The following is a 13,896-nucleotide window of genomic DNA, read 5'->3' on the forward strand; positions in this document are numbered from 1 at the left end:
GGAAAATATGACATCTAACGAACCCATCAAGATACTTGTCACCAACCAAAAGGGTGGTGTTGGCAAAAGCACCATCTCGGCAAATTTAGCAGCCTATTTTGCTTTGCAAGAGGGCTTACAAGTCGCGCTCGTTGACTTTGATAAGCAAGCATCTTCATCACGTTGGACTAAAAAAGCGCCAGATGTTGGCATTCGAGTCAGTCAAGTAGAGATTAATTATCAGAGCGCAGGCATGGCATTGCTTAGCGCTCGCGCTGGTGTTCGTAAGTATTCATCTGGAGTGGATATCAGTATCTGCGACTTTACTTGGACTCCGGCGATGTCAGAAGACTTTATGTCTGATTTTGATATTGTTCTGATTCCTAGTTCTAGCGCTAAATTTGAAATGGCTAGCACTGAAATTTTCATATTGGAGTACGTGCAAAAGAGAATGGCTCGTTTGGCGGCAAGCAAACAAAGTTTGATTGTGGTTCCAAGTAGGGTCGATCCAGGTTACGCAGCAGTTGGGGCGTTTACCAATTTAGATTTTTTAGCAAATTGCCATATCGCTCCACCGATACATCGTACGCCCCAAGTAGATAGTTATGTGTATGAAGATTTCTTTTGTGTTTGTCCAGATAAGGCGGTTGCTGATAATTTTTGCACTTTTGGTAAATACATTGTTAATAAAATTGAAGAGCGTCGTGAGACCAAAAAGACTTTGTCTATTAGCGGTCAGTCCGTCAATCGTGAGATCGCGAAAAAAGTCAGCGTATTAGATGACTATCGCAAACGTGCTCATAATCTTGGTTTTTATGGCGGCGCTGCAATGGCTGAAGTAAAACCAAAAGCAAGTCCTGATATTCCTCAGGAAGCGCCGCTTAGCCGTTCAATTGGAGAGCGTTTCATCCCTAGCTTTTTGCGAAAGTCTACAGAGCAGGATTAAGGATTGCTTGGCTAAGCTAGTAGAGCCATTTGCAAGTGCCCTAAGATGACTTTGCTCATCTGAATGAGCAGCATCAAAATTAGCGCCGACAAATCAAGCCCTGAAATTTTGGGGCTGATTTTTCTTAAAGGTCTTAAAAGGGGCTCAACCATTTCACTAAACAGCTCTTGTGTGGGGGAGTATGTTTGAATCCAACTAAAAATTACATAAACCAATAGCAAGCCAATCAAACCCGATAGCGCCAAATCAAGTAGATCAAATAGTGCGATAACTAGTATTTGTACATCGGGAGATTTTGCATTTGAAAGAGCTTGGAGCAAGAGTACTTTTGTTAAAACAAGTAAATAGCTGGCGGCCAATGACTTGATATCAATCCGAGCGCCATAAGGGATGATTTTTCCTAATGGGCCAATCAGCCAGTTTGTAAGTGCGTACAGAAGGTGGCCAAAAGGATTGCCTGAGGTAGGCGAGAAATTGATTTTTAAATAATGTAAATAAAAACGTAAAAGGCAGGCGGCCACCAAAACGGTGGTGCAGGCCTCAATACAAAGTGAAAATAGTTCAAAAAACATGTTTTAGATTGACTCTAATTTTTATATCAAGCCACATATTAAGCCTTATAAGCCTCAATTGACATTTCAGATGAGCCCATCGAAAATGATTTGACTGTGAGATAGAGGGGTAGCATTTAACCTTCTTAAATCTAAAACTGAGTTAGGGCCAGGATGAGCGATCCCCAAAGACACGATATTTTTGAAGATGAAAATGGCACACGCGTAGCTGTAAGGCAGGTTTTTCCTCCTAATGCGATGGGAATTGCTTATATTGAGTATAAGAATTTGTCCGACTCTAACCTTCGTTTTTTGCCGCATGCAGAGTTTTTAGAAAAATTTAAGTGGGTAGATAACTTTGGGGCAACTGATACTTTTGCCAAAACCAACGCCCATGTAGCAGTAGTTGCCCCTCCTCACGCCGAAGAGGGCGAAGAAAAGGGTTCCGGAGAGGCGAAGGCAGCTTCCGGGGAGTCAGATAAGTCTGCGGCTGACCATGCAGAGGAAAATCAGGCTGCAAAGCCTTCTAGAACCGAATAAATTGGCTGCTTGTGGTTAAAATTAGCGCATCTTACTTAGAGATTTAGATGCCGACCCTCTGGCTTTGCTTGTCAGAGCTTTTTATCCCACAAGGAAACCGATGCGAGATACTGCCCCCCAATCTCGGGGTCCTCAAGTAGCACTAAAAATTACCGCCATTATCTGCGGTAGCATTTTGTTGCTAGTTTCTGCGCACACCGGAAGTGCTTCGCTGGACTTTGGTTTGTTTTCACAGTTTGTTATTAGCCAAGTCCAGAGCTCGCAACAGTTGCAATGGATATTTGGGATTATTTTTCTAACTGCGGGCATTGTCTTTGTGCCAATAAAAGCGAAAACGCCAAGATCATTTTCTGGTGCCAAAGAATTAGGCAACGACTCTTATGTGCTGTATTTAGTCGACAAATACAGTATTGAAAAAAATCTGGTGCTGGATCAACTGATAGTTCGTGACAAAATATTTTCCAATGCAGAAGATGCTTTAGCCTTTGCGCACGCTATTGAGTGTCCAGCTAAAGCTAGCGCACCAGCTACCAGCTTTTCTTCCCCAGAAGTTGCACCATCGGCTCCAGAGGAGCCAAGTCCCCAGCCAATCAATCAAAGTGGCTTTGCGGATAATCTCAAGAATCCATTTTCACGTTCTCAAGCGGCAACTATGTCTATTGAGCATCCGGTATGGAGTGAGGCTAAGCGCATCAAGGTTACCGTTGTTATAGGGGTTTTGCTAGTTGTGATTGTGCTGGGTAGCCTCTTTTATGCTAACTCTCACTCTCTCAGGAATAATGTTAAAGCTGTTACTGTCACAGAGCCCGCTCCAAGTGCTGCTTCAGTCGCTAATACTGATCAGGTTGTTTCTGGAACAATTGCAAGCCAAGATACAAGTAATGCACCTGAAGCAAAAGAAACTGGTAAGCCATCAACAACTGTACCCATAAACGAGAGATGGATTGGTCTCTGGGCTCCAGAAGGGGGTGGCAAGCAAAAGCTTTCAGTTACCGCAAGCCTAATGAAGTATGGGGATGAAGAATTTTCTTGGGTAGGAGTTCGACCAAAAGGTATTGTGCAGTGCTGCTTGGCTTTTTATGAGGGGGCAACCACAAAGGCCGACTTACTTGCCAGAATTTCTGGTGCACAAGATTCTGGTGCAACACTTAAGCCTGAACCCCAAAAAACTTTGGCTTTGGTGAATGGCTTAAGCGATGGTAACTTTAAACGAATTGTATTTGCGGATCCTTTCCTCAAAAAATACTTCTTTATCTATGACCAAAATTTTGTATATCGCATTAGTCGAGATTTAGGTGATAAGGCTGACGTAGTAGTAGAGCAATTTAAAAAACAAGAATAAGCCAATGACATCCCCATCCGAATTGGAGCCTTCTTCAGCTACCAAGTTGCAGCCGTATGAGCAATTGCGTTTATTGCGGGAGCAGACTCACATTCGGACCATTACCGATGAAATCGTCGGTCAACAATGCATCTTTTTTTATAGTCGAAATTGGGTATTTGATTACTCTCTCAATAGTTCCGACAGGCAATGGGACATTACGCAACAGGTTTACTTTCGCAATGTACGCAAACACAAAGCGCTTGCATTTGCTTTGCCATATATTGTTATTCAACTCGCTTTTGCTAACTCACCTGGTTACTTACGCGCCATAGTTACTTATGGTGGGGACATCACTAAGATGATTGGATCAATGGACCATTTCATTAAGCGTGAGGAGGGAATTCGTGCTTGGGTAGAGCAACCAGACTTTAGTTGGCAGCCGTCGAGCATTGCTGAGTTGTCAAACAGGATATTGGAAGAAGGTAACCAATTTAAAGATATCGAGTTTTATCGATACCATGAGCCTTTTCATGCGAAGTTGAGTGGTACCTGGGAACAAATCACGGTCTAAGATAGTCCCGTTATGTCTATGCAAAACTCTGATTTTTACCAAGCTGAACAATATTTGAAGTTGGGTCTATATCCCCAAGCTTTTGAGACATTTATGTCACTTGAGGTAGGTAATTTCGAGTGTACTTTTTTGGCACCCTGCAAAATGGCTTTAGATGGTCAGCTCAATGAATCTCAGTTAGAAGTCTTATTTCACGAGCTTGAACGTGAGCTAAAAAATAAAAATCCGCAAGCGATCTATAACTACGGGGTTGTAAAAAGCCACCTTGGGGATGTTCATAAGGCGACTGAATTATTGCAATTGGCCATGGATTTAGGTGTTGCCGAAGCCCGCGGCGCATTAAGCCGTTTGCTGCTCAAGTAAGACACTGACTTAGATCATTTTGATATTACACAACTCTTTTATTCTTACTTTTGCTTATATCAAGATGTTTAAATAGGTAAAATTTGTATTCCAATCAATAGCTTAAAACTCTATCCTCAAGAAAGCCTTAGTTTTGCTGCGCACCCCTTTGTAATTTTTAGGATTAGTTGTTGATCATATATATGCTTAATTTTTAAGCATAGAAACCCACTAATAAATCTATATAAATCAATCAGTTGGAGCTAGATTTCAACTGGTAAGAAATTCCTCAAAACAAGGGTTTTTCCCTTTGAGAAGTCCATAACTACCCCTACGATGTAGCAATCAGCATTGCTTATCTTGATGGAGGTTATATGGGACAAAAAGAAGCTCTTGGCAAATCAGAACAGGCTTCCGAGTCTTTTGTGGAGTTGCATATTGAGGATCTCGTTAAGGATCGTCTTTTGTGGCAGGCGCAAGTCGGAAGGCGTACCTATCCCAGCGACACCCTCCCTAGCGTGATTCATATTCTTGAATCAAGTCTGACAGCCATTAGATAGCAGCATGAACCTCAAGAGCTATATTGCCCCCATTGCTTTGGCAGTATTCACTGCCATTATTGGGTTTTATCTGTTGCTGGGGTCTAGCCCAGCGAACACTCGCTCGCATTCCGAGGGCGGCGCCTTGGATGCTGAAGTCTTGCGCTATTTTTCAGCTAAAGCGGATCAATATGCCAAAGAAGATGCCGAGGCCAATAGCGGAAAGTCGGCCAAAAAAGCAGGCCAGATTTAGATTGCCAATCCTCTAGTTATATCCGCAAGGATAGAGTTTCCTCAGTTTCTTGAGCAGAATGTCATCGACGTTCGGCTTAATCGGGTTATCAGCAATCTCATTGATGCCGGTGGCAATGATCTCTCGATAGTCAGAGATGCTCAGCTTTAAATAGGGCGGGAAGCAATACAAGGGAACTTGTTTATTGTTAACAAGCGCCTTATTTGCGGTATTCAGGCCGGAGCTGAGGCCCAATAAATAAGTATTCGTAGATTGCGTCTTACTTTTGTTCTCATAATCAGCGATAGATAAGTCAGCCCAGGCATTGAAGGAGGCGAAGGTTCCAATCAAGAGTGGCAGGAGTAGCAAGAGTGGTGATTTTGTGATCATAGTTTTTAAGCAAAGCAAAAGTGAGCTGAATGTGGACTTAGGAATAATTTAACAGATGCCGGAAATACCGCGCTTTTTCAAGCCATAGTAAGCTATGAGCAATAGATTACTAACAAGGATCATTTATGGCTGATATTGACTGGGATTTTTGGTTTTCAAAGCCCTATATATACACTTGGCAGGCTGCCGCTTTGATCCATGGAATTAATCCCAAGCAAGTGAAGTTTCCAGTGCGTGATGCAGCAGGTGAGTTGCACTTTGATCGATCAAATTTTGATGGTCAGTACGATGAATTTAAGGCCAAGCTCGATTTACTCACCGAGCATGCTTGGATACAAAACTTTTCCGCCCAAAATATGCGAGTGGATTTCAAGCGGTTTTTATTCTGGGCACGCCACATTCGTAAATGGGATATGCCACCAAGGTTGGCGGCATTTGCGCAAGGGGTTGATCTCGATGCTTTAGATGAGAATGCAGAAGAGAAAGCGAATTTATTAAGAGATGAGCGCAATACGCTGCAGCTCATTTGGGCGCTAAGGACTTTACTCAAAGAGCATCAGTACGGCAAAACGGACCGTGAGCTCATTTATTACTTATCTAAAACTTATCCCGATAGACCTGGATTTAAACGACTTGCTTTAGAGATGAAATTTGCTGAAGCGCAGGTTGCCTCAGAAATCTAAACTATTTTGGGTAGGCTGTAGCCTTTGGAATGTCATCGGCTGTCCAAGTTTTGCTCAGATCGCCTGTTGGGCCAAACTTCACAAATGAATATAAGACGCCCAGTATCAAAGCTGCGATGGCAATGATTTTTGTTATTTTGTGATCATGCTCTTCTTTAATGACGTATTTTGGCGCTGGCTGGCGCACTTGAAAAACTTCAGGAAAGGCGTCTTCAATGGATTCTTTGGCTGATTTAATAAAGCGGTAGCGCACTTCTTCAGATTCGCCTATCTCAATCGCACGAGCAGCCTTGAAGTATTGTTCGCTAGCCCCACTCAGTATTTTGGCTTTGTGAATCAGGTCTGAGTGTCTTTCAAGTTCTTCCGGTGTCATTGCCTGCTAATCTCCATTTAACGGCATGCCTCAGGCATTACTTTTCTTCTTGGTGCGCTTGGATTTGGATAGGGCTTTAAATTGATTGATCATTTGATTACGAAATTTGATAAAAGCCTCATTAGAGTCAAATGCCTCAATAGCCTCTTTTTCGATCTCGCCATCGCCGATTCTGTAGCTGACAACCCAATAATGGGCTAAATCGCTCGGTTCGATCAAGATCACTTCAAACTTTTGCACGGCTGACTTTGCTCCTTAATTCAGATTAATCATACTCCCAGTAAAATAAACGGCATGGCCTATGAAACGTACCCCCCAGAGCTCGGAAAAATCGATCCTAAATTCGCATTAGATCCACGCTTTATTTTTAAAAACTTGGAGAGGATGTTATCCCCGGGGCCGGTATCAGCAATCTTTAATGTAAAAACCTCTGAAAAATTTCCGGTTAGTGTGCAGAGCTTGGATCCCAAGTTGGGTATCAAATTCAAAGCAGAAGAGTTGCCTAAGAATGGTATGGGTTCGTATCTTCAAGAGTCATGTTATTTTGTTGCTGGTCTTGAGGCTGGCAAGCTGCAATTTCCCATTGGAGGCTTAAGGTCGGCCGAAGTAGGCGGATTGGCTTGCGATATACCTAATGCTGTAACACTCATTCAGAGGCGAGAAGACTTTAGGGCAAAGGCACCGCCTGACCGAGCTTTTAAGGCGCTCATTTTCTTTACCGTAGGCAAAGAGATGATTGGGGATATTGTGGATGTCTCTGATAAAGGGTTACAGTTAGATCTTCGCCTTGGGGCAACAGAGATGGAAGTTGGTACTATTTGGACCAATTGTTCGTTAGAGCGGTTAACCGCTAGAACTGCTAAATTCGATCTTATCATCAGAAACATTCGGCCAAGCCCCTTGGAGGCCTCTCGAATTCGGGTGGGCTGTGAGCTGCATGAGCCAACCAAGCTCAATTTAAACGAATTTTTGAGTACCAGATCAGCCATTCAGAGTGCTAGACTAAATCGCCGTATTAACTACTGGTTTCAAGATACATCCTGGTGTTAGTGCAAGACGTTACCAAGGTATCAACACCCTAAGGCACTAGAGTGGTGCGGTAACACTCCCATATTACAATCAGTTCTTATAGATATTTGCTCAAAAGAGCATAGGAATAAGGTTATGGGTTACGGCGCAATTGATTTAGCACAATTAAATATGCAAAGAGGCAAGTATGAGGTTGCCTTTGATATTTTGTTTGATGCTGCAGTTAATGATCAAAATGATGATGCGCTCTTTTTGCTGACTAAGATGACCTTTGACGGCAATCTCAATGCCGAGCAGATGGAAAAGTTCTATGAGTTACAAAATGGCCATACCAGCTTAGGCAATGGTTACGCTTTATTTAATGTTGGCTTGATGCATGAGCGCGGCCTTGGTAATGTCAAGCAATGTTATAAAACTGCAGTCGAGTATTACCAAAAAGCAATTAAGGAAGAAGTAAAGGATGCATTTTGTAATTTGGGCAATATTTATGCCTTAGGGCTCGGCATGGAGGAAGGCGTTCCAAGAAATGTGGAGTTAGGAGTTAAATACCTTACGATTGGCGCAGAAGAGGGTAGCCGTCAGTGTGCGTATACCTTGGGCTCGCTCTATGGCAAAGGTGAATTTGTACCATTAGATCTCAAAAAAGCCTTTTACTTCTTATCCTTGGCCGCACTACAGGGCCATGATCAAGCTAAACGCGTACTACACATTTTTGTGCACACCCATAAAGAAAATTATGATGCTGAGATGGAAGCTGCTCAGTATCAATTTGGGAAGATTCAAAATCTTCGACTGTTATATAAGTGCCTCTAACTTGATGAATTAGAAATTCAATTTGAGTCAATCGGCATGATGAAAAAAAGCGTATTAAAAAAATTGAATTTTCCAGCGTATGTATTTCACGCTATTCATACTTTCGTCGTAAAAAATAAAGGACGAACCTTTCGCCAAAAGGTTTTCTCGCTTTTAAATCCAACACCAACATCCGGAGAGTTGCATCACATCATTGATCATGTGATTGTGATTTCGGTATTGCTGTCCGTCGTATCCATTATTTTGGAGACGGTTTCATGGATTCACGCGCCTTTTCAGAAGGAATTTTACGCAATTGAGCTTTTCACTGTAGCTGTATTCTCGGTTGAATACATAGGGCGCGTGTATTCCTGCTGTGAAGAGCCCAAATACCAAGAGCCTATTATGGGAAGGCTCAAATACATGTTTACGATTGGCGCTTTGATTGATTTTGTTGCGGTAGCGCCATTCTTTGTCGGACTTGCGTTTCATGAAACCTTCGATTTGCGTTTCTTGCGAGTCTTTAGGTTGTCGCGATTACTCAAGCTAACGCGCTACACCGGTACGCTTAATACAATGTACAAGGCTATCTATCGTGAGCGCCGTGTCCTATTTGCAGCTGCATTCATGATGACTTTATTGGTCATATTGACGGCAAGCTTGGGTTTTGAATTGGAGCATGCAGCGCAGCCCGATAAATTTGACACCATTCCTGATGCTATGTATTGGGCCGTCATTACTCTTGCTAGCGTTGGTTATGGAGACTTAACCCCAGTTACCCCGCTGGGCAAGGCAATGACTGTTGTAATAAGTCTGATTGGAATTGGTATTTTTGCAATCCCAGCAGGCTTAATGGCATCCGCCTTTACCGATCAGTTGCGCATTGATCGTGAGGCATTTGAAAATGAGTTCAGGGATGCCATTGCCAAGGGAAGACTCTCTCCTGGAGATCGCCTTGCTTTAGAGGCTGAGGCAGAACGCTTGCACCTATCTATGGAAGATGTGGATCGCATTACTGACAAGGTCAAGAGTGAGCTCATGAGTAACACGGGTGTCTTGCCAGAGGGCATTGCTCCGGAAATTGTGTTTGAAAAATATCGCCAGCAAATTAGCCATCTCAAAGTATTTTCTCTGAGCAAGCAATCTGAGCATGTTGAGTTGATGCTTCAAGAAAGTGGCAATGCCACTGAGTTGGAGCGCCAAATTTGGTTATTAATAAAACAAAAATCTAATTAGATTGCTCAACGCGTAGCAGCTGATAAATCGACTCATGGATTGGGCTGGGTAGATCTTGCTGGCCAGATTCAGTAAGCTCCATACTAATTTTTCCACGTAAAACGATTAAGCCCTTCAGCGTTTCGCGTTTATGAAAGTGATCGTGCTCTCGATCAATCTCTTGGATCAAAAACTGATGCAAGAAAGTGTGATTGGAGAGGTCAAGCTTTAATGCAAATGCTAAGCGATCAATTTCTTGATTGAGTTGATGCACAACTTTGTGCAGCTCATTATCGAGGTAGGGCTTATCAATTTGGCTCATATCATTTCAGCTCTCAGCCAATCTATTCGGAATTTTCACTTTTGATGCATTGGCAGTTTACAGCCTTCTATTATAGGTAAGGCGCTGTAAATGCGTCATTTTTTGGTCTTATTTGCGACTTATAATGCTCAATGGCGCTTTTGACGATGGGTTTTCCCTTGGCTATTAAAAGCATAAACCCCCAGTCATCATGTTTTGGTAAGAAATGTGGATAAAAGAATGAATCAAGTATTGAATTTAAGTGGCAAAAAAGGACTCATTCTTGGGGTGGCCAATGATCAAAGTATCGCCTGGGGATGCGCGCTCATGGCAAAGCAGATGGGCGCTGATGTAATTGTGACTTGCCTTAATGAAAAAGCAAAAGGATATGTCGAACCACTTACCAAGGCTGAGCAAATCGATCTTAAGGTTTGCAACGTGGAAGATCCAGGCGCATTGGAGGCGCTGGTTAATACTGCGGTTAACAAATTCGGTCAATTGGATTTTGTGATTCACTCGATTGCGTGGGCGCCATTAGAAGATTTGCATGGGCGCGTAGTGGATAGTTCAAGCATGGGTTTTTCCAGGGCAATGGAGGTGTCATGTCACTCCTTTGCAACCTTGGCTAAGTTATGTGTACCTCATATGCCCAAAGGAGGCGCTTTGCTAACAATGACTTATTTGGGTGCTGATGAAGCAGTGCCTCACTATGGTTTGATGGGGCCAGTGAAGGCTGCGCTTGAATCTTTGGTTCGATATATGGCGGTAGAGTTAGGCGGCAATGGAATCCGAGTACATGCAGTTTCTCCTGGACCGATATTGACACGAGCGGCTTCGGGTATTGATCATTTTGATGAACTCATGCGCGAAGCAGCGCAAAAATCGCCATTAGGAAGACCAGTGCGCTTAGATGAAATTGCTAGCTTGAGTACATTTTTGTGCTCAGATGCAGCATCAGGAATGACAGGTCAAACGATTTATGTGGATGGCGGCTCTCACGCCGTTGCCTAAGGAAAATTAGATGAACACACAGCTAGATGACAAAGATTTAATAGAGAACATCACTTATGACGAGCTCAGTATTGGTCAAAGTGCTCGCTTATTGCGCACTCTCACGCTTGAGGATATTCAGGCATTTGCTGCGGTCTCTGGCGATACGAACCCAGCCCACTTAGATCCTGAATATGCCAATGACACGATGTTTCATGGTGTTATCGCTCATGGAATGTGGGGAGGGGCTTTGATTTCTGCATTGCTGGGTACTAAGTTTCCAGGGCCTGGAACTATTTATCTGCAGCAGGATTTGCATTTTTCAAGACCGGTTCGTATTGGCGATACATTGGCAGTAGTGGCGACAGTGCAATCCAAAGATGACGAAAAAAAACGTGTTGAACTGGACTGCGTGGTTCAAAACCAAAATGGTGAAAAAGTGCTGCATGGCACGGCTCGCATTATTGCCCCTACGCAAAAAATATCGCGACCCAGATTGAGTTCGCCACACATTCAGATATTTGACCCTGAAGCCCGCTTTCATACGTTATTAGAAAAGACTAAAAATTTAGAGCCCGTTTTTTGTGCGGTAGTGCATCCATGCGATAAGGAGTCTTTAGTAGGTGCGGTCGATTCTGCTATTGCAGGCTTAATCAAGCCGATTTTGATTGGTCCAGAAAAGAAAATTTTATCGATTGCAAGTGCTGCTGCCATTGATATCTCGTCATATGAGTTGATTGACGTTCCTCATAGCCATGCTGCTGCAGATAAAGCGGCTGATTTAGCGGTAGAGCGAAAAGTGGAAATGATGATGAAGGGTAGTTTGCATACAGATGAACTCTTGCATGCAATATTGGCTCGCCCTCAGTTAAGAACCGGCAGAAGAATGTCGCACGTATTCCGTTTTGACATTCCGATGTATAGCAAGCCTTTATTAGTTACAGATGCGGCGTTGAACATACGCCCAACGCTAATGGAAAAGGTCGACATTATTCAAAATGCTATCGATTTTAGTGTGATCATGGGCGTTGCCAATCCCAAGGTAGCGATTTTGTCGGCAGTCGAAACAGTGAACCCAGATATTCCGTCAACGATTGAGGCGGCTGCACTTTGCAAGATGGCTCAGCGCGGACAAATTAAGGGCGGCACTCTGGATGGCCCATTGGCATTCGATAATGCGATCTCGATTCATGCAGCGCAGATTAAAGGAATTGATTCGCCTGTTGCAGGTGATGCTGATATTTTAAATGTGCCTGATTTAGAGTCTGGCAATATGCTGGCAAAACAACTAGAGTACTTTGCTGGCGCAAGTGGAGCCGGCTTAGTTTTAGGCTCCAAAATTCCAGTGGCGTTAACCAGTAGGGCTGATAGCGCACGCACTAGAGTGGCATCTGCCATATTGGGTCTACTTGTAGCGCATGCGCATCGCCAAAACAGCTAGCCTTACTCAATATCAAACTACAGATTTCATCATGGCAATTCTCTCTGTCAACGCGGGATCTTCAACTTTAAAGTTTGCGCTTTACCCCGTTGATCAAGGTGCGGTTCAGCCCTCGGTCTTGGTAGGAAGTTATGAAGGTTTGGAACCAAATGGTGCGCCGATGCTCAAGTATGGCTACGAGGGGGAGATAAGGTCAGTGCCCTTGGATTGCCTATCAAGAGAGCCTTTTGCTTGCGCCTTGAGTCAATTAAAAAACTTGGTCCTGACGCTTCCGAATATTCCAAAAATTCAAGCCATAGCTCATCGTATTGTTCATGGCGGATCACTCTTTACTCAAAGCGTCATCTCTACGACATCGATACTTAAAGAATTATCAAAGTTGAATGTATTAGCGCCATTGCATCAACCGCACAATATTGAGGGTGTGCGTGCTTTTGCAAATGCGTTTCCTGATATTCCACAGGTGCTTTGCTTTGATACTGCCTACCATAAGACTGTATCGAGTATTGAATCAGCTTTTGCGTTACCGGCGGAAATTACCTCTCAGGGTGTTAGGAGGTATGGTTTTCATGGCCTGTCTTATCAATATATTATTGGCACGCTTTTGGATTGCACGAAGCGCGCTCAGGGCAGGGTGATGATGGCTCATCTTGGAAATGGCGCAAGTCTTTGTGCTGCTATTGGTGGTAAGAGTATTGCTACTACCATGGGATTTTCCGCTTTGGATGGACTCATGATGGGGACAAGAGCTGGATCATTAGATGCGGGTGTTCTTTTGTATCTTTTGGATAAGGGTCTTACGCCCGAACAGCTGGAAAAATTACTTTATAAGAAGAGTGGCTTACTCGGGGTTTCAGGGATTTCAGCTGATATGCGTAAACTTAGAGCAAGCAAGGAGCCCTTGGCAATAGTGGCAATTGATTTGTTTACTCATAGAGTCGTGCGTGAGGCTGGGGCTATGGTTGCTTGTCTTGAAGGCTTGGATGTTATTGCTTTTAGTGGTGGAATAGGTGAGCATGATAGTCGGCTGCGACAGTCTGTATGCGAAAAACTATCTTGGCTGGGTATTAAGCTAGACGAGACCCTCAATCAAGCCGCAACGAATGATGCGATTTCCAAAATTAGCGCTGAAGATAGTGCGATTGAAGTATGGGTTATCCCAACAGATGAGGGCTTGGTTGCCGCTCGCGATGCTCAAGCGCTGTTGGCTCAGCGCTGAACATCAAGCTACCAAAATATAAATGGCTAGTTTCTAGGTTTTGGGTAAGCCGTCGATTTAGCAACATCATCCGCCGTCCAGGTTTTGCTTAAGTCACCAGTTGGGCCAAAGGCGACAAATGAATAGCAGATGCCCAGAATTACCGCGGCCAATCCCACGATCTTGAGAACTTTATAGTCACGCTCTTCTTTGATGACATATTTGGGGGCAGGGTGGCGTACTTCAAAAACTTCAGGGAAGGCTTCTTCTATTAATTCTTTTGCGGATTTGATATAGCGATACCGCTCATCCTCAGGTGCACCAGCCTCAATAGCTTCGGCTGCTTTGAAGTAGAGTTCGCTAGCAGAGCTCAGAATCTTCGATCTCTGAACGCACTCAATGTGTCTTTCTTGCTCGAATGGTGTCATTGTCATGGAATATCACCCCTTAAATTGAATTA

The 13,896-nt window shown here is 43.6% G+C and carries 20 protein-coding genes; 14 read left to right on the top strand and 6 right to left on the bottom strand.

Going from position 1 to position 13,896, the window contains the following annotated elements; translation table 11 throughout:
- Positions 1-7: 7 nt before the first annotated feature.
- Positions 8-925 carry a ParA family protein gene (locus DCO17_RS03285; RefSeq protein ID WP_173955381.1) on the top strand — a complete coding sequence of 306 codons (918 nt, stop codon included), beginning with the start codon at positions 8-10 and terminating at the stop codon, positions 923-925.
- An 11-nt stretch (positions 926-936) separates the two neighbouring features.
- On the opposite strand, the gene DCO17_RS03290 is transcribed toward DCO17_RS03285, so the two are convergent.
- The gene (locus DCO17_RS03290) at positions 937-1,497 is read right to left on the bottom strand and encodes a YggT family protein (RefSeq protein ID WP_173955382.1); all 561 of its coding nucleotides are present in this window, start codon (positions 1,495-1,497) and stop codon (positions 937-939) included.
- 153 nt (positions 1,498-1,650) lie between these two features.
- On the opposite strand from DCO17_RS03290, the gene DCO17_RS03295 reads away from it, so the two are divergent.
- From DCO17_RS03295 to DCO17_RS03320, 6 genes are all read left to right on the top strand, one after another.
- Complete coding sequence (locus tag DCO17_RS03295) at positions 1,651-2,016, top strand: hypothetical protein (RefSeq protein ID WP_173955383.1); 366 nt, start codon at positions 1,651-1,653, stop codon at positions 2,014-2,016.
- A 100-nt stretch (positions 2,017-2,116) separates the two neighbouring features.
- On the top strand, positions 2,117-3,358 hold the full coding sequence (locus DCO17_RS03300; protein WP_173955384.1) for a hypothetical protein: 1,242 nt from the start codon (positions 2,117-2,119) through the stop codon (positions 3,356-3,358).
- A 4-nt stretch (positions 3,359-3,362) separates the two neighbouring features.
- Positions 3,363-3,911: a hypothetical protein gene (locus tag DCO17_RS03305; RefSeq protein WP_173955385.1), complete on the top strand. Its 549-nt coding sequence runs from the start codon at positions 3,363-3,365 to the stop codon at positions 3,909-3,911.
- 12 nt (positions 3,912-3,923) lie between these two features.
- On the top strand, positions 3,924-4,274 hold the full coding sequence (locus DCO17_RS03310) for a hypothetical protein (RefSeq protein ID WP_173955386.1): 351 nt from the start codon (positions 3,924-3,926) through the stop codon (positions 4,272-4,274).
- 353 nt (positions 4,275-4,627) lie between these two features.
- The gene (locus tag DCO17_RS03315; protein ID WP_173955387.1) at positions 4,628-4,813 is read left to right on the top strand and encodes a hypothetical protein; all 186 of its coding nucleotides are present in this window, start codon (positions 4,628-4,630) and stop codon (positions 4,811-4,813) included.
- A gap of 4 nt (positions 4,814-4,817) precedes the next feature.
- Positions 4,818-5,045 carry a hypothetical protein gene (locus DCO17_RS03320; protein WP_173955388.1) on the top strand — a complete coding sequence of 76 codons (228 nt, stop codon included), beginning with the start codon at positions 4,818-4,820 and terminating at the stop codon, positions 5,043-5,045.
- 12 nt (positions 5,046-5,057) lie between these two features.
- On the opposite strand, the gene DCO17_RS03325 is transcribed toward DCO17_RS03320, so the two are convergent.
- On the bottom strand, positions 5,058-5,414 hold the full coding sequence (locus DCO17_RS03325; RefSeq protein ID WP_173955389.1) for a hypothetical protein: 357 nt from the start codon (positions 5,412-5,414) through the stop codon (positions 5,058-5,060).
- Between the two features lie 125 nt (positions 5,415-5,539).
- Here DCO17_RS03325 and DCO17_RS03330 point away from each other — a divergent pair, with 125 nt between their 5' ends.
- On the top strand, positions 5,540-6,097 hold the full coding sequence (locus tag DCO17_RS03330) for a hypothetical protein (protein ID WP_173955390.1): 558 nt from the start codon (positions 5,540-5,542) through the stop codon (positions 6,095-6,097).
- A gap of 1 nt (position 6,098) precedes the next feature.
- On the opposite strand, the gene DCO17_RS03335 is transcribed toward DCO17_RS03330, so the two are convergent.
- Both DCO17_RS03335 and DCO17_RS03340 read right to left on the bottom strand, forming a co-directional pair.
- Positions 6,099-6,470, bottom strand: coding sequence for a hypothetical protein (locus DCO17_RS03335; RefSeq protein WP_173955391.1), 372 nt, complete (start codon positions 6,468-6,470; stop codon positions 6,099-6,101).
- 30 nt (positions 6,471-6,500) lie between these two features.
- Complete coding sequence (locus tag DCO17_RS03340; protein ID WP_173955392.1) at positions 6,501-6,710, bottom strand: hypothetical protein; 210 nt, start codon at positions 6,708-6,710, stop codon at positions 6,501-6,503.
- 54 nt (positions 6,711-6,764) lie between these two features.
- On the opposite strand from DCO17_RS03340, the gene DCO17_RS03345 reads away from it, so the two are divergent.
- The 3 genes from DCO17_RS03345 (at position 6,765) to DCO17_RS03355 (ending at position 9,527) form a co-directional block, all read left to right on the top strand.
- Complete coding sequence (locus tag DCO17_RS03345; RefSeq protein ID WP_173955393.1) at positions 6,765-7,520, top strand: PilZ domain-containing protein; 756 nt, start codon at positions 6,765-6,767, stop codon at positions 7,518-7,520.
- 114 nt (positions 7,521-7,634) lie between these two features.
- Complete coding sequence (locus DCO17_RS03350; protein ID WP_173955394.1) at positions 7,635-8,312, top strand: tetratricopeptide repeat protein; 678 nt, start codon at positions 7,635-7,637, stop codon at positions 8,310-8,312.
- 36 nt (positions 8,313-8,348) lie between these two features.
- A complete protein-coding gene (locus tag DCO17_RS03355) occupies positions 8,349-9,527 on the top strand; it encodes an ion transporter (protein WP_173955395.1) in 1,179 nt (392 codons plus the stop codon).
- On the opposite strand, the gene DCO17_RS03360 is transcribed toward DCO17_RS03355, so the two are convergent.
- On the bottom strand, positions 9,520-9,828 hold the full coding sequence (locus DCO17_RS03360; RefSeq protein WP_173955396.1) for a hypothetical protein: 309 nt from the start codon (positions 9,826-9,828) through the stop codon (positions 9,520-9,522). The genes DCO17_RS03355 and DCO17_RS03360 overlap by 8 nt on opposite strands.
- 231 nt (positions 9,829-10,059) lie before the next feature.
- On the opposite strand from DCO17_RS03360, the gene fabI reads away from it, so the two are divergent.
- The 3 genes from fabI to DCO17_RS03375 are packed head-to-tail and all read left to right on the top strand — an operon-like array spanning position 10,060 to position 13,457.
- Positions 10,060-10,818: an enoyl-ACP reductase FabI gene (gene fabI / locus DCO17_RS03365; RefSeq protein ID WP_217425459.1), complete on the top strand. Its 759-nt coding sequence runs from the start codon at positions 10,060-10,062 to the stop codon at positions 10,816-10,818.
- A gap of 10 nt (positions 10,819-10,828) precedes the next feature.
- Positions 10,829-12,238 carry a bifunctional enoyl-CoA hydratase/phosphate acetyltransferase gene (locus DCO17_RS03370; RefSeq protein ID WP_173955398.1) on the top strand — a complete coding sequence of 470 codons (1,410 nt, stop codon included), beginning with the start codon at positions 10,829-10,831 and terminating at the stop codon, positions 12,236-12,238.
- On the top strand, positions 12,216-13,457 hold the full coding sequence (locus DCO17_RS03375; protein WP_254598807.1) for an acetate/propionate family kinase: 1,242 nt from the start codon (positions 12,216-12,218) through the stop codon (positions 13,455-13,457). Before DCO17_RS03370 ends, DCO17_RS03375 begins: the two co-directional genes overlap by 23 nt.
- A gap of 26 nt (positions 13,458-13,483) precedes the next feature.
- Here the strand turns inward: DCO17_RS03375 and DCO17_RS03380 are convergent, their stop codons facing one another.
- The gene (locus tag DCO17_RS03380) at positions 13,484-13,870 is read right to left on the bottom strand and encodes a hypothetical protein (protein WP_173955399.1); all 387 of its coding nucleotides are present in this window, start codon (positions 13,868-13,870) and stop codon (positions 13,484-13,486) included.
- Positions 13,871-13,896 lie beyond the last annotated feature (26 nt).

Origin of the sequence: Polynucleobacter tropicus (assembly GCF_013307225.1) — a bacterium.
GTDB lineage: Bacteria > Pseudomonadota > Gammaproteobacteria > Burkholderiales > Burkholderiaceae > Polynucleobacter > Polynucleobacter tropicus.